The 15,620-nt window shown below is 62.9% G+C and carries 11 protein-coding genes; 6 read left to right on the plus strand and 5 right to left on the minus strand.

Annotation, left to right across the window (positions count from 1 at the left end; genetic code table 11):
* Nucleotides 1-106: 106 nt before the first annotated feature.
* The 5 genes from F0P96_RS00870 to F0P96_RS00890 form a co-directional block, all read right to left on the minus strand.
* On the minus strand, nucleotides 107-1,087 hold the full coding sequence (locus F0P96_RS00870; RefSeq protein WP_151076861.1) for an aspartate carbamoyltransferase catalytic subunit: 981 nt from the start codon (nucleotides 1,085-1,087) through the stop codon (nucleotides 107-109).
* A 606-nt stretch (nucleotides 1,088-1,693) separates the two neighbouring features.
* Nucleotides 1,694-3,988 (minus strand): NADP-dependent malic enzyme, encoded by a 2,295-nt coding sequence (locus tag F0P96_RS00875; protein WP_151076862.1) that lies wholly within the window; start codon nucleotides 3,986-3,988, stop codon nucleotides 1,694-1,696.
* Nucleotides 3,989-4,294: 306 nt separating this feature from the next.
* Nucleotides 4,295-6,730 carry an ABC transporter permease gene (locus F0P96_RS00880; protein ID WP_151076863.1) on the minus strand — a complete coding sequence of 812 codons (2,436 nt, stop codon included), beginning with the start codon at nucleotides 6,728-6,730 and terminating at the stop codon, nucleotides 4,295-4,297.
* A gap of 31 nt (nucleotides 6,731-6,761) precedes the next feature.
* Complete coding sequence (locus tag F0P96_RS00885) at nucleotides 6,762-7,451, minus strand: ABC transporter ATP-binding protein (RefSeq protein ID WP_151076864.1); 690 nt, start codon at nucleotides 7,449-7,451, stop codon at nucleotides 6,762-6,764.
* Nucleotides 7,452-7,670: 219 nt separating this feature from the next.
* Nucleotides 7,671-8,930 (minus strand): efflux RND transporter periplasmic adaptor subunit, encoded by a 1,260-nt coding sequence (locus tag F0P96_RS00890; protein WP_151076865.1) that lies wholly within the window; start codon nucleotides 8,928-8,930, stop codon nucleotides 7,671-7,673.
* Between the two features lie 312 nt (nucleotides 8,931-9,242).
* Here F0P96_RS00890 and F0P96_RS00895 point away from each other — a divergent pair, with 312 nt between their 5' ends.
* The 6 genes from F0P96_RS00895 (at nucleotide 9,243) to F0P96_RS00920 (ending at nucleotide 15,409) form a co-directional block, all read left to right on the plus strand.
* Nucleotides 9,243-10,622: a sigma-54-dependent transcriptional regulator gene (locus tag F0P96_RS00895; protein WP_151076866.1), complete on the plus strand. Its 1,380-nt coding sequence runs from the start codon at nucleotides 9,243-9,245 to the stop codon at nucleotides 10,620-10,622.
* On the plus strand, nucleotides 10,612-11,964 hold the full coding sequence (locus F0P96_RS00900; RefSeq protein WP_151076867.1) for a sensor histidine kinase: 1,353 nt from the start codon (nucleotides 10,612-10,614) through the stop codon (nucleotides 11,962-11,964). The genes F0P96_RS00895 and F0P96_RS00900 overlap by 11 nt, the downstream gene beginning before the upstream one ends.
* Before the next feature lie 285 nt (nucleotides 11,965-12,249).
* Nucleotides 12,250-12,816, plus strand: a complete 567-nt coding sequence (locus F0P96_RS00905; RefSeq protein WP_338074380.1) for an RNA polymerase sigma factor — start codon at nucleotides 12,250-12,252, stop codon at nucleotides 12,814-12,816.
* A complete protein-coding gene (locus F0P96_RS00910) occupies nucleotides 12,797-13,732 on the plus strand; it encodes a zf-HC2 domain-containing protein (protein ID WP_151076868.1) in 936 nt (311 codons plus the stop codon). Before F0P96_RS00905 ends, F0P96_RS00910 begins: the two co-directional genes overlap by 20 nt.
* Nucleotides 13,680-14,579, plus strand: a complete 900-nt coding sequence (locus tag F0P96_RS00915; RefSeq protein ID WP_151076869.1) for a DUF4097 family beta strand repeat-containing protein — start codon at nucleotides 13,680-13,682, stop codon at nucleotides 14,577-14,579. Before F0P96_RS00910 ends, F0P96_RS00915 begins: the two co-directional genes overlap by 53 nt.
* Entirely contained in the window at nucleotides 14,576-15,409 is an 834-nt protein-coding gene (locus F0P96_RS00920) for a DUF4097 family beta strand repeat-containing protein (RefSeq protein ID WP_151076870.1), read from the plus strand. Before F0P96_RS00915 ends, F0P96_RS00920 begins: the two co-directional genes overlap by 4 nt.
* The last annotated feature ends 211 nt before the right edge of the window (nucleotides 15,410-15,620 follow it).

The following is a 15,620-nucleotide window of genomic DNA, read 5'->3' on the forward strand; positions in this document are numbered from 1 at the left end:
GAGGTTGGGAGGTCTCGTCTAGTGGAGATGCAAAGAAAGGACGGAATCAGCCACCGCGGCCGGCGTTTGGGGCAAAACCGTTGCGCTGGCTCGAGGCTGGGCGGCACTAGGCCAGGATCGACTGCTGGCCCGCCAGCTGAGAAGGATGAGCAGACATTTCGCTCGAGGATTCCCCGCCCGGCCGGAGCCAGTCGAGCACGGCCATGCGGATGGCAATACCGTTTTCGACCTGGTTGTTGATCAGACTGCGCTCATAGTCCATCACGGCGTCGCACAGCTCCACGCCCCGGTTCACGGGGCCAGGGTGCATGATGTAGAGGCCGCGCTGGCGGATTTCGGTCAGCCGGTCGTTGGTGATACCGTAGAGGCGGTGGTACTCGCGCAGGCTGGGGAAGAACTGCACGTCCTGGCGCTCCATCTGCACGCGCAGCAGGTACACGAAATCGGGCGCCCAGGCCATGGCCGCGTCGTAGTTGGTGAAGAGGCGGATGTTCTCGGGGCCTTGCTTGGGCACCAGCGTCCCCGGGCCGAGGTAGGCGACTTCCATACCCAGCTTTTTCAGCAGGGTGCTGGTGGAGCGCGCGACGCGGGAGTGGAGAATATCCCCGATGATGAGGACTTTTTTGCCCACCGGGTCGGGATACTTTTCCTTGATGGTGAAGGCGTCGAGCAGGGCTTGGGTCGGGTGGGCGTGCGCCCCGTCGCCGGCGTTGATAACCGAGGCCTTGGTGAGGCGGGCAATCATGCCGGGCAGGCCCGAGCGGCCGTGGCGCACCACGATGTAGTCGGTGCGCATGGCCTGCAGCGTCTCCACCGTCTCGCGCACCGATTCGCCCTTGGTGATGGAGGACTGCGCGATGTCGAAATTCGTCACCTCGGCGGAGAGGCGCTTGGCCGCCACTTCAAAGGAGGTATGCGTGCGGGTGCTGGGCTCGTAGAACAGCATGAGCACCGACTTGCCCTCGAGGGCAGGGACTTTCTTCACCGATTGGGTGAACAGCTGCTTGAAGGACGTGGATTGGTCGAGCAGGAACTCGATTTCCTCGCGGTGAAGAGATGCAATGTCGAGCAGGTCTTTACGTGCCATAGCGGAGTGGAGGAAAGGTGAGGTCGTTCAGCTAAAACGGACGGTTTGCAGTGTTATCGGCCCCTGCCCACGACGCAGCAACGGGCCGGTGCAGGCCGGGGCGCTGGTGGCCGCAGCCACGCTTGGGGTGGGTGTCCAGCAGGGGAATGAGCTTGGCGCTGGAGGTATGTATTGGCCGCGGAGCGGCGGCCGACGAATCCAAAGGGCACAAAAAAACCGTTTCGAAATCCGAAACGGTAGCGGGGCAACAGCCAGAAAAAACAACGGAAATGCCAGCGGCAAAATCGGGAGAACCGACGGGGGCGAAGACCTTTCGGTCCCCTCGCGGTTCCTTGCCGAGCACGGCCCCGCGCTTCATCAACGATTCTTTTGGTTGAAGCACGGTGCAAAGCTACGGCATTGTTACGCCCGCCAATTCATCGGCCTTGTTAATTTTTTTCGCCCCGCTCTTGCCAGCTTTTGTTTCCCAGCTAAATAGGCTGAATGACGCAAAAACCCTCGAAAACAGCCATTGTCAGCTGATTGCGAGGGTTTTTGCGTAGCCGGTGGAGCAATGAACCTGGCAGTGCTTACCTCCAAGGGTTGGCTTCTTTCGGTATGAGGCGGCTACAAATTCTCGGCCACTACTCCCGCTCGTTCCTGCGCTTCCACCACCGCAATAGCCACCATGTTCACAATTTCGCGCTCCGACGAGCCCAGCTGCAGCACGTGCACCGGTTTGCGCAAGCCGAGCAGAATAGGGCCAATGGCCTCGAAGCCGGCCGCGGCCCGCAGTAGGTTGTAGGCAATGTTGGCGGCGGATAGGTTGGGGAAAATCAGCGTGTTGGCGCCTTCCTCCACCAGCTTGCTCAGCGGGTGGTTTTGCCGCAACAGTTCCGTGTCGAAAGCCAAGTGAGCCTGAATTTCGCCGTCGACCAGCATGTCGGGGTGCTTGTGCTGGAGCAGCTGCACGGCCCGGCGCATCTTGCCCGCGTCGGTGCCTTTGGCGCTACCGAAGTTGGAGTAGGTGACCAGGGCAATGCGCGGCTTGATGTTGAAGCGCTGCACGGCACGGGCCGTCATTTCGGTAATTTCCACCAGTTCCTCGGCCGTGGGGTCGATGTTGATGGTGGTATCGGACAGAAACAGCGGACCGCGCTTGGTGAGCAGAATGTACATGCCCGACACCTTGCCCACGCCGTCTTCGCGGCCAATGACCTGGAGCGCCGGCCGAATGGTGTCGGGATACTTGCGCGTGAGGCCGGATATGAGGGCATCGGCTTCGCCGGTTTCCACCATCATGGCGCCGAAGTAGGAACGGCGGGTGCGCATCAAATCGAGGGCTTCGGGCGCGCTGATGCCTTTGCTGTGGCGCTTTTCGTAGAGCGCGTCGGCGAAGCGCTGCACCCGGGCGGCTTGGTCGGGGGCGCGCGGGTCCAGAATGGGCACGCCCGCCAGGTCGAGGTGGTGCTGAGCCAGGAGCTTCTCAATGCGGTCTGCTTTGCCCAGCAGAATCGGGAGGGCAATGCCTTCGTCCTTCACCTGCTGCGCGGCCTTGAGCACCTTCAGGTTTTCGGCATCGGCAAATACCACGCGCTTGGGGTTGGTTTTGGCTTTGTCGAGAATGACGCGCGAAATGCGCGTGTCCTGCCCCAGGCGGCGAGCCAGCTGGCCTTCGTAGGCGGCCCAATCGGTAATGGGGGCCTGGGCCACACCCGACTCCATGGCGGCGCGGGCCACGGCCGGTGCCACCGCCGCCAGCAGGCGCGGGTCGACGGGCTTGGGAATGATGTACTCGCGGCCGAACTGCAGGTTGTCGGTGCCGTAGGCCATGTTCACCGCGTCGGGCACCCGCTTCTTGGCCAGCTTAGCCAGGGCGTGCACGGCGGCCAGCTTCATGGCCTCGTTGATTTCGGTGGCGCGCACGTCCAAGGCCCCGCGGAAAATGTAGGGGAAGCCCAGCACGTTGTTCACCTGGTTAGGGTAGTCGGAGCGCCCGGTGGCCATAATCAGGTCGGGGCGGGCACCCACGGCCTCCTCGTAGCTAATTTCGGGCGTGGGGTTGGCCATGGCAAACACAATGGGGTCGGCGGCCATGCTGCGCACCATGTCCGGACTCACCACGTTGCCTTTCGAGAGGCCCACAAACACATCGGCGCCCACAAAGGCTTCTTCCAGCGTGTCCAGGTCGCGGGCGGTGGCAAACTGCTGCTTGCGCACGTCCAGGTCGGCGCGGTCGGCGCGAATTACGCCTTTGCTGTCGCACATCACCACGTTTTCGGGGCGGGCGCCCAGGGCCAGGTAGAGTTTGGTGCAGGAAATGGCGGAGGCGCCAGCCCCGTTCACCACGATGCGCACCTCGGCAATGCTTTTGCCCACCAGCTCCAGCGCGTTCAGCAGGGCCGCAGCCGAAATAATGGCCGTACCGTGTTGGTCGTCGTGCATCACCGGAATGTTCAGTTCCTGCTTGAGGCGCTCCTCAATCTCGAAGCATTCGGGGGCCTTGATGTCTTCGAGGTTGATGCCGCCGAAGGTGGGCTCGAGCAGCTTCACGGTGCGCACAAACTCATCGACGTCTTTGGTGTTGAGTTCCAGGTCGAACACGTCGATGTCGGCGTAGATCTTGAACAGCAGGCCCTTGCCTTCCATCACCGGCTTGCCGGCGGCGGCTCCGATGTCGCCCAGGCCCAGCACGGCGGTGCCGTTGCTGATGACGGCCACGAGGTTGCCTTTAGCGGTGTATTTATACACGTCCTCGGGGTTTTCGGCAATGGCCAGGCAGGGCTCGGCCACGCCCGGCGAGTAAGCCAGCGACAGGTCGCGCTGGGTGCTGTATGCCTTGGTGGGCACCACTTCTAGCTTGCCTGGGCGGCCTTGGGCGTGGTAGTTCAGGGCGTCTTCGGGGCGAATTTTCTCAAGCATAAGGCAACGGGTAGGGCAGGGGAGCGGAAAGCAAAAGAACTGCAAGTAAGCAACGGGCTCGGCAACTGCCGGGATGCAAGCCGAGCAGCTTGCTACAGGCACAGCCAAAAGGCCGGAATGCGTTTACGCGATGCGCAAATACGCATATCGAACCGGCATTTTCGTGGGCATGCAGCATCAAATACCGCTGCCCGCGTGGCGCCGGCGGCAAAGGCTTGCTAGGCTTTTGCCGCCGGCGCCACGCGGGCAGCGGCACCGGCTTCAATAGGATATGAAATTTGCTTCTGCCTGCTCGTCAAAACGGCCTCAGTCGACCCGTAGGTTCTTGATGGGATTGGCGGTGGCGGCCCGCACGGCTTGGTAGCCCACTGTGAGGAACGCCACGGCGGCGGCCAGTAGCCCGGCGGCGGCAAAAGCCCACAGCGGCATGTCGATGCGGTAGGCGAAATCCTGCAGCCAGCGGCTCAGGGCCAGCCACGCGGCCGGGAAGGCCAGCAGCGTGGCCACGGCCACCAGCACCAGAAACTCCTTCGAGAGCAGGCCCACGATGGTCAGCACGTCGGCGCCGAGCACCTTGCGGATGCCAATTTCCTTTTTGCGCCGCTCGGCCGCGTAGGTTGCCAGGCCAAACAACCCCAGGCAGCCCACAAAAATGGCCACGCCGGTGAAGGCGAAAAGCAGGGTTTGGAGCTTGTCTTCGGCGCGGTACATCTCGTCGAAGTTGTCGTCCATGAAGCGAAACTCAATGGGGTTGTCGGGGCTGAACTTGGCCCACACCTGCTTCACGCTGGCCACGCCCGCGGCCACGTCGCCTTTCAGCTTCACGGCTACTTTCCAGTTGGCTTCGGGGAAAATCTGCAATACGGTGGGCTCCACCTGGTCGTAGAGACTTTTGTAGTTGAAGTCCTGCACTACGCCGATGACCTTGCCCACTTTCACCGAATCGGGGTTTCGGTCGTTCCAGACTTTCCACTGCATCGTCTGGCCCACGGCTTTGTCGGGCGAGGGAAAGCCCAGCACGCGCACGGCGGTTTCATTGATGATAAAGGCGTGGCCGGGGTCGGACTTATAGGCCTCGGAGAAGTTGCGGCCGGCCACCAGCTTCAGCCCCAGGGTGGGCACGTAGTGGTAGTCGACGAGGAGCTGGGTCACCGAAAACTCCTTCATTTCGCCGTTCACCGGCACTTCAATGCCGTCACCGGCAAAAATGTCGCCGGGGAAGCCGTAGCCGATGCTGGCCGAGGCCACGCCCGGCGCCTGCTCCAGCTCGTGCTGAAAAGCCTGGTAGTTGCGGGTCATGTTGTCGCCGCGCATGGGGAAAAACATGATCTGGTCTTTGTTGAAGCCCAGGTCTTTGTTGTGCAGAAACGCCACCTGCCGGAACACCACGATGGCGCTGACGATGAGAAACACCGACAAGGCAAACTGCACCACAATCAGCCCGTGCCGCAGCCACTGCACCCGCCCAAACAGCCCGTCGGTAACCACCGCGCTTTTCAGCACTTTCACCGGCTTGAAGCTGGCCAGCACCAAAGCCGGGTAGAAGCCCGCGCCCAGGCCCACCAGCACCGTGAGACCCAGCAGCACGGCCAGCAGCACCGGGTTTTGGAGCAGGTTGAAGCTCATCTGCTTGGCCGTGAAAACATTCAGATAAGGCAGCAGCAGGCCCGTCAACACGGTGGCCAGCACCACGCTCAGCAAGGTGAGCAGCAGGGTCTCGGCCAGAAACTGCAGCATGAGCTGGCGCTGGCTGGCCCCGATGGTTTTGCGAATGCCCACTTCCTTGGCCCGCTGCATGGATTTGGCCGTGGCCAGGTTCACGAAATTGAAGCAGGCAATGAGCAAGATGGCCCCGGCAATGATGCCCAGCGCCCGTACGTAGGTGATGTTGCCGTGCCGGATGAAATTGATTTTGAAATCGGCTGAATGCAGGTATACTTGGTGCAGGGGCTGCAGAAAAACGGTGTAGTCTAGGTGCTGGTCGCTTTTCAGCTGGGGCTTCACTTTGTCCACCAGGTAGCGCTGAAACTTCGCTTCCACGGCCGCGGGGTCGGTGCCGGGCCGCAGCTTGGCGTAGGTTTGAAACTGCCGCCAGCCCCAGGACTTCATGCGCGCCTCGGGCACGCCAATGGCGGCCGGCGTGAGTAGCGTCACGAAGTTCATGTTGAGGTGAAACTTCAGGTTCTGGTTTTGCAGCACGCCCGTCACCCGGAAAGTGCTCGTGTCGAGCTTCAGCTCCCGGCCAATGGGGTTGCCGGGCCCGAAAAACTGCTCGGCCATTTGCTCCGACAGCACAATGGCGCGCGGGTCGGTAAGGGCCTGCGCGGGCGTGCCGTAGCGGAACGGCACCTGCAGCACGCTGAACACCGTGGGGTCGGCCACAAAACCGTCTTCTTGGTAGAGCAGTTTGCCGTCGGCGCTGCGAAACAACAGCTTGGACTGCAGCGACATCAGCCGCACGGCCTGCTCCACTTCGGGCAGTTCCTGCTGCAGGGTGGGCGCAAACATGGGCGAGCCAAACGACACCCGCTCCAGCTCCCCGTTCTTCGAGTTTTGGGTGGCCACGCGGTACACCCGCTCGCCGTCGGGCATAAACCGGTCGTACTGCAGCTCGTCGGCCACAAACAGGCCAATGAGCAGGCAAGCCGTGATGCCCAGCGCCAAGCCGGCAATGTTGATGAAGGAAAAGCCTTTGTGCCGGAGCAGGTTCCGGTAGGCCACCAGGAGGTAGTTCTTAAGCATGGCAGTAGCCGCTCAGCGGTGAAAGAAGGCGCTAGACCGCCAGGGGTTTGTGCACGTTTTCCAGCACCACTTGCCCGTCGAGCAGGCGGATGACGCGGTGGGCGTAGCGGGCGTCGTGCTCGGAGTGCGTCACCATCACGATGGTGGTGCCGGCCTCGTTCAGCTCCGTGAGCAGCTCCATCACCTCGTTGCCGTTGCTGGAATCGAGGTTGCCGGTGGGTTCGTCGGCCAGAATCAGGCGGGGCGAGTTTACCACGGCGCGGGCCACGGCCACGCGCTGCTGCTGCCCGCCCGAGAGCTGCTGCGGAAAGTGGTTGCGGCGGTGCATGATCTGCATCTTCTCCAGCACCCGCTCTACTTTTTCCTGGCGCTCGGCCGCGCCCACGCCCAGGTAAATGAGCGGCAGCTCCACGTTTTCGGCCACGGTCAGCTCCTCAATCAGGTTGAAGCTCTGAAACACGAAGCCGATGTGCTTTTTGCGCAATTCGGCGCGCCGCCGCTCCGACACGCGCGACACGTCGGCATCGGCAAACAGGAATCGGCCGCCGTCGGGCTCGTCGAGCAGGCCGATGATGTTGAGCAGCGTGGATTTGCCGCAGCCCGACGGTCCCATGATGGCCACAAACTGGCCTTCCTGCACTTCCAGCGACACGTTGTTGAGCGCCTTGGTCTGCACTTCGTCGGTGCGGTAAATCTTTTCGAGGTGTTCGATTTTGAGCATGGTAGTAAGGGCTGCGGTTGAGAGAATCGGGGAGAAAAGTGGAGCGAGGAAAAGTGGTGCTTTGAAAAAGACCGTCGTGCCGGACAAAGCCGGGGCAGCAGGAGAGCAGCGCTGCTGCCGTGGCGTGGGCGCCCATTCACTCACCAAAATGCTGGGCGCCGCGGCGGCCGGGCTCCGGTAGCCGGGCCGGGGTCGGCTTGCTCAACACGACGGCCGTTTTCAGTTGTTGCTGGCCTTGAGCAGCAGCTCGCCCATCTGGTCGTAGCCTTCGTAGCTCGACGTCACCACCCGGTCGCCGGGCTTCAGGCCTTCCAGCACCTCGAAGTAATCCGGGTTTTGGCGGCCCAGCCGAATGTCGGCCCGGTAGGCCTTGGTGCCGTCGTCGCTCACTTTGAAAATCCAGTTGCCGCCGGTTTTCTGGTTGAAACCGCCGCGGGGCACTCGCACGGCCTGCGTCTGGTCGCTCAGGGCCAGCCGCACCGGCACCGACTGCCCGCGGCGGATATCGGGCGGCGTGGGGCCGCTGAACTCCAGGTCGACCTGCAAGCCACGGGTTACCTGCGGAAAAATCTTGGTCACGCGCAGCTCGTAGCGGTTGCCGCCCAGTGTCATTTCGGCTTTCTGGCCGGGAAAAATGCGCGAGATGTAGTATTGGTCGAGGGTGGCGCGCACTTTCAGGCCCGAGAGCATGTCCAGCTGCCCGATGCGCTGCCCGCGGGTTTTCAGCTCGCCCATTTCGGCGTTCAGGGAGGTCAGGCGGCCGGCCGCCGGGGCCTTGATGGTGAGGTCCTCCAGCTTGCGGCGCATCAGGGCGAGGTTGCTTTGCATGCGCCCCACCGACTGCTGCATTTGCCCGATTTGCTGGCCCATGCTCAGGGAATCTTGCCGCAACGACTGGCGCGTGAGCTGCTGGCGGCGCTGCTGGTAGCGGTAGTTATTCTGGGTTTGCAGAAACTCCTGCCGCGAAATCACCTTCTGCTCGTAGAGTGAGGTGTTCAAATCGTGCAGGCGTTTGGCCTCGCGCAGCTGAAAGTCGATGTCGGCCAGCTGGTTGAGCTGCTGAATGCGGTTTTGCTGGAGCAGGTTGCGCGTGTTGTGCAGGTTGTTCATCAAGTCGAACACGGCCGTTTCGCGGTTCACCATTTCCAGCTGCAAGTCGCTGTTGGCGAGCTGAATAATGGGCTGCCCCGGCACAAGCGTAGCGCCGTCTTCCACCAGAATGCGCTGCACGGTGCCGCCCTCCGGCGCATCGAGGTAGATGGTCTTGATGGGCATCACCACCCCGTCGACCGGCACAAACTCCTGGAACGGGCCGCGGGTAACCGCGCTGATGGTCAGCCGCTGCGGGTCGACGTTCAGCTTGGCCGGTCCGGCTTTGGTCATCAGGCTGGCCCCGGCCCACACCGCTACCAGCAGGGCCACGCCCAGCAGCAGCAGTCTGGCAGGCGTCCAGGTTTTCTTGTGAATGGGTACGTCCATGGCTTCGGCAACCGCTCGGCATACGTGGGCCGGTCGGTCGGATGAAGCCTAGGAAGAACGATGCCATTTGTGTAAATTATTGTTTGTCAATCATTTGAAAATTGCCGGTGTCGCCGCGTTTATAAAACTGTTCGCTTTCGATACACCGCACCGTCCGGTTTCGATACACCTGCACGCCGCTGCCGCAGTCGAAAACGGCTTTTCGGCCGCATCAAGCAGCTTTTGCATGCTTAGTACAGTTTATGATGGGTAACTTCGGACTTTGCTTGGCCGGGCGAAGCCTTGCCCTTCCCGATTCCTCCCTCGATTTCCATGGTTCTGAAGAAAGCGCGCGTTTTGGTGGTTGACGACGACACGGACGTGCTGTTTGCCATGCGCATGCTGCTCAAAACCGAGGTGCAGGAAGTGGTAACCGAGAAAAACCCCGAACTGCTGCTGTCGTTGCTCAGCAAGCAGCGCTTCGATGTGGTGTTTCTCGACATGAACTACAAAAGCACCCAGGGCAGCGGCAACGAGGGCCTATACTGGCTGGGGCGCATTCGGGAAAAAGACCCCACAGCCACCGTCATCATGATAACGGCCCACGGCGACGTGGGCACCGCCGTGCGCTCCTTGAAGGCCGGCGCCACCGATTTTGTGGTGAAGCCCTGGCACAACGCGCAGCTGGTGGAAACCCTGGAAGCGGCCCTGCAACAGCGCGGCGCTGCCGGCAAAAGCCCGGGCACTCTGCCCGCGCCGCGCCGCCCCGCTTCCTTTGCCGAGTTCGACTTGCTGGGCCAATCGGAGGCCATGCAGGAGGTGTTTCACAAGATCGAGAAGGTAGCACCCACCGAGGCCAACGTACTGCTGCTGGGCGAAAACGGCACCGGCAAAGAGCTGGTGGCCAAAGCCCTGCACCACCGCTCGTTTCGCGCCGCTCGGCCCTTCGTCACCGCCGATTTGGCCGCCATGAGCGAGGGTATCTTCGAGAGCGAGCTGTTCGGCCACAAGAAAGGCGCCTTTACCGACGCCCGCGACGACCGCACCGGCCGCTTCGAAGCCGCCACCGGCGGCACCTTGTTTCTGGACGAAATCGGCAACATCAGCTTGCCGCAGCAGGCCAAGCTGCTCACGGCGCTGCAAAACCGGCAGGTCATTCCGCTGGGCAGCAACGTGCCGGTGCCGGTCGACATCCGCCTGGTGTCGGCCACCAACGCTCCGCTCTACGAGCTGGCTGCCCGCAACGAGTTCCGCAAGGACCTGATTTACCGCCTCAACACCGTGGAAATAACCCTGCCGCCCCTGCGCGACCGGGGCGACGACGTGCTGCTGCTGGCCCAGCACTTCGCAGGCCTGTACGCCGCCCGCAACCGCAAACCCACGCCCAGCTTCGCCCCCGAAACCCTGCAGAAGCTGCGGCAGCACCGCTGGCCCGGCAACGTGCGCGAGCTGCAGCACGCCGTGGAGCGGGCCGTTATTCTGGCCGAAGCCGCCGAACTGTGCCCCCAGGATTTCCGCTTTTCGGCGATGGAAACGCCAGCCGCTACGCCCCCGCCAGCCCTGCCCGATGGCCCGCTGCAACTCCACGAAGTCGAGAAAAACACGATTCTGCGGGTAATTGAGCGCCACAACGGCAACATTACCAAGGCGGCCAAAGAATTGGGCCTGACCCGCACCGCCCTCTACCGCCGCCTCGAAAAACATGACCTCTAAGCGGCTGGAGCTGGGCATCGGGTTGCGGCTGCTCGGGCTGTTGGCACTGTTATGCGCTGGCTTCTACGCCTTTCAGCACCAAGTGTACGGCCTCGTGGCCGGGGCTGGCCTGCTGCTGATACTGGCCGTGTGGGAGCTGGCCCGGTACGTCACGCGCAACAACCGCGCCCTGGCCGACTACCTGCTGGCCGTGAGGTACCGCGACTTTGCCCAGCACTACAACGAGCAGCACGCCGACCGCTCCCTGCGGCCGCTCTACGCGGCTTTCAACCAGCTCAACGGCACCTTTCGGCAGCTCAGCGCCGAGCGCGAAGCCCAGTTCACGTACCTGCAAACCGTGCTGCAGCTCATCGACACCGGTATTATTTCCTACGACGCCGTGGGGCAGGTGGAATGGCTGAACGAGTCCTTTAAGCAGACGCTGGAGCTGCCTTACTTGAAGAACATCCAAGCCCTGCAAAAGCGCCTGCCGGTGCTCTACGAGGCCATCGTGCACCTGCAGCCCGGTACGCCCACGGTGGTGAAGCTGGCGGTGGGCGCGAAAACGATGCAGCTGCTGCTGTCAGCCACTGCGTTTCGGCTGCACGAGCGGCAGTTCACCCTGGTGGCCTTCAAGAACATCAGCCACACCCTCGACGAAACCGAAACCGCCGCCTGGCACAAGCTGCTGCGCGTGATGACCCACGAGCTCATGAATTCGGTGGCGCCCATTGCGTCGTTGGCCGATTCGTTGCGCCGCAACCTGCACCGCGAAATGGAGCTGGTGCCCCCAAACCCGTCCGCTGACCACGGCCTGCTCGACGACGTGGCCGAAGGCCTGGGCATCATCCAAAACCGCAGCGAAGGGCTGCTGCGCTTCGCCCAAGTGTACCGCGACCTGAGCACCATCAGCTCGCCGCAACTGGCTACGGTATGCGTGCAGGACGTATTCGGGCGCGTTCAGGGCTTGATGCTGCCGCAACTGGACGGAGCAGGCATTGCGCTGCTGACCGCGGTGGAGCCATCCGAACTGCCGCTCCGGGCCGACCCGCACTTGCTGGAGCAAGTGCTCATCAACCTCGTGCTGAACGCCGCCTACGCCGTGCGCGAAACTTCCACGCCACGCATTCACCTGCGGGCCCGCGCGGCCGCCTCCAGCCGGGTGCTGATCGAAGTAGCCGACAACGGCACCGGTATTCCCGCCGACCTGCTCGACAGCATCTTCATCCCGTTTTTCACCACCCGCCCCAACGGCAGCGGCATTGGCCTGAGCCTGGCCAAGCAAATCGTGCACCTGCACGGCGGCAGCATCAAGGTCCAGTCGGCGGAAGGCGAGGGGACGGTCTTTCAGCTGGAGCTGTAAGCGGCCCAGCGTAAAGCCGAGCCGACGATGGGTGCCCCCCGCGCTAATCGAACAGTTGATACGGCAGCTGGTGGGCCCACTTTGCAAAAGGCGTGGCTGCCACCGTTGAGCACAGCCGGTAGCTGAAATCGATGGCCGCCGGTACTGCCTAGGCCGGTCTTGGCTCAGCGGGCCGAAGGGCTTGGGGCAGTGTTTTAAAAAAATATTTTGCGGCAAGCTGTAACCTTCACCAAAAGGCCAGGTTTCCACGCCCGAATTCGCTCCTCACCCTCCTCGACCCCGCGCTTGAACTCGCTCACCGACAATTCGCTCATGCTGCAAGTGAAGGCCGGCCAGGTCGACAAGATGGGCCTGCTGTTTGAGCGGTACCACCGGCCGCTGCTGGCGTTTTTCTACCACGCCACCAGCCACGCCACCGGCAGCGAAGACCTGGTCCAAACCGTGTTCTACCGCATGCTCAAGTACCGCCACACGTTCAGCGGCGAGGGCGAATTCCGGACCTGGATGTACCACCTCGCGCGCAACGTGCTAGCCGATGCCGCGAAAAAGGAAAAGCCCGCCAAATACCACCAGGACGTGGCCGACTGGGCTGAAAAGATTGGGGGCGGCCCCACGGCCGACGCCTCGCTGCAGAAAAACCAGGAGGTAGACCTGCTGCACCGGGCCCTGGGCCAGCTCAGCGCCGACGCCCGCGAGGTGCTCGTGCTAAGCCGGTTTCAGGAGCTGAAATACGAGCAGATAGCCACCCTGCTCAACACCACGGCCGGGGCCGTGAAGGTGCGCGCGCACCGGGCCCTGGGCCAATTGAAGGACATCTACATGAAAATGGAAAATGGAAGCAAAGTTCATTAACTGCGAGCAGGTGCGGGAAGGCTTGATGGACTGGCTGGCCAACGAAATGCCCGCCGACGAGGCCCAGGCCGTGGAAGCCCACCTGGCTCAGTGCCCCGACTGCCGCCGCGAACAAGCGGCCGTGTGGCAGCTGTGGCAGGCCATGGGCAACCTGCCCGTGCCCGAGCCGAGCGAGCAGATGCGCCCGCGCTTCTACTCCATGCTGGCCGAGTTTCAGGCCGCCGAGCAGCGCAAGCAGCAGTGGTCGGTGGCGGCGCTGGTGCAAAAGCTGCGCGACTGGTGGCAGCCCGCTTACGCCATGCGCTTGGCCTACGGGCTGGCTCTGCTGGTAGTGGGGCTGGCCGCTGGCTACGGCCTGAAAGCGCGGGTGGACGCACCCGGCGCCGCAACGCAGCAACCCCTGGCCGCCGTGCCCGCCCCGGCTGAAAACGCCCAGCAGGCGCAGCTGCTGGCTCTGCTGGCCAACCCGTCGGCGGTGCAGCGGCTGCGCGCCGTGAGCTACGCCGAAGAAGTGGCCCCGACGAATGAGCGCGTGGTGGGCGCCCTGCTCAGCACCTTGTACCAAGACCCCAACGTGAACGTGCGCCTCGCCACGCTGGAAGTGCTGGCCGGCCTCGCCGACGACCCCACGGTGCGGCAGGGCCTGGTGCGCGCCCTGGCCCAGCAAGATTCCCCGCTCGTGCAGTCGGCCATGGCCGATGTGATGGTGCAGCTGCAGGAGCGCCGCTCGGTGCGCGGCCTGCGCAAGCTGCTCCGGCAAGACAACCTCAACGAGCAAGTGAAAACCAAAATCGAGCAAAGCATTCAGTCTTTGTCCCACGACCGGTCTGCCCCGGCAGACGCCTCAACTCCCTCGACCTACCATGAAAACAACGACCATACTGACTCTGCTCTGGACACTTCTGTGGCTGCCTAGCTGCTCGCTGCAAGCCCAGGACCGCGAAGCCACCGAAAAAATCAGCCGCCAGTTCACCATCGGCGGCGACGTGAGCCGCGCCACGCTGGCCCTCTACAACATCAACGGCTCGGTGACGGTGCAGGGCTACAGCGGCAAGACGGTGCAGGTGGAAATCACCAAAACCATCAAAGCCCCCAGCGCCGAGTTGCTGGCCCAGGGCCAGAAAGATGCCCTGCCCGGTTTCGACCAACACGGCGACAGTGTGCTGGTGTACGTGGCCGGCCCGCAGGACTCGCGCCCCAACCGCGACAACCGCCGCTCGGGCACCCGCTTCGAGGACAACTGGCGCAACAGCGAGCGGCCCCGCTACTCCTACCAGTTTGACTTCACTGTGAAAGTGCCCGCCGGCATGGAAGTGCGCGTCTCGACCGTGAACGGAGGCAAGGTGCTGGTGGAAGACGTAACCGGCCCGCTGCAGGCCCGCAACGTGAACGGCTCGGTGAGCGTGAAAAACGCCCAGCAGGCCACGCTGGCCCACACCGTCAACGGCGACGTGGACGTGAGCTACACCGTAGCGCCCACCAAAGCCGCTTCCTACCACACCATCAACGGCAACATCACCGTCAGCTACCCTTCGAACGTGTCGGGCGACCTGTACTTCAAGAGCATGCACGGCGAGATGTTTACCGATTTTCCCAAGGCCGAAGTCCTGCCGGCCCGCGTGAGCACCAACCAGCAGCGCGAAGGCCAGGGCACCAAGTACAAACTCAGCAAAGAGACGGCCGTGCGGCTGGGCAAGGGCGGAATGGATTTCCGCTTTGAAACCATCAACGGCAACGTCACCATCAAGCAGCAAACCCGATGAACAAGGTATTTTTTCGTGCGCTCCTGGCCCTTTCGATTTTCACCTGGGCGCGGCCCCTGTTGGCCCAGCAGGGCAGCAAAGAGCAGCTGGTCGTGACCCTGAGCAACCCCGGCAAGCCCGGCACGCTCCACCTCAAGCTGGTTACCGGCTCCATTCGGGTAGAAGGTGGCGCCGGCAAGGAAGTGGTGATTGAAGTGGGCAACCGCGACGGCAGCCGCCGCGAAACCGGCGGCGACGAGCCCACGCCGCCCGGCATGCGCCGCCTCTCCAAAGTCAACGGCCTCGACGTGACGGCCCAGGAAAAGGACAACCACGTGTACGTGCGCACCCAGTCGGTGAACAACCCGGTGGACTTCACCATTCACGTGCCGCGCAACTTTTCGCTGCAGATCGGCACCGTCAACAACGGCAACATCACGGTGCAGAAGGTGACCGGCGAGCTGGAAATTTCCAACGTCAACGGCTCCATCAGCGTCGACGACGTGGCCGGCTCAGCGGTGCTGAACACGGTGAACGGCAGCATCACGGCCGACTTTCGCGACGTAACCAGCGGCGTGCCCATGGCCTTTTCCAGCGTCAACGGCAAGATTGATGTGACGCTGCCGGCCCGAACCAAGGCCGACCTCAAGCTGAAGTCGGACCGGGGCGAAATCTACAGCGACTTCGACCTGACCATCGACAACAGCGCCCCCAAGGTGACGCGCACCGCCAAAGACGGCACCTACCGCGTGAGCCAGGAGAGCTGGACCAGCGGCAAAGTCAACGGCGGCGGCGCCGAGTTCATGATGAAAACCCTGAACGGCAACATCTACATCCGCAAGGCCAAATAGGTACTTCCCTGCGCCCATCCGAAGCTTCGGAGCTGCCGGCCCGCCGGACAGAAGCTGTGGTGAGTGAATCCTGCCCGACCCGGCGGCCCCGCGGCTTCGGTTGGGCGCAGGTGTAAGACCGCCCTTTTCGAGGGCTTCAAGGGCGCTCCGCCTTCCTTCCCGCTTCCTGCAATACCCCGTGCCAGCGCCGCCGAGGCCGCTGCCAGCTACT

The sequence above is a fragment of the Hymenobacter busanensis genome, from assembly GCF_008727865.1.
In the GTDB taxonomy this organism is placed as follows: domain Bacteria; phylum Bacteroidota; class Bacteroidia; order Cytophagales; family Hymenobacteraceae; genus Solirubrum; species Solirubrum busanense.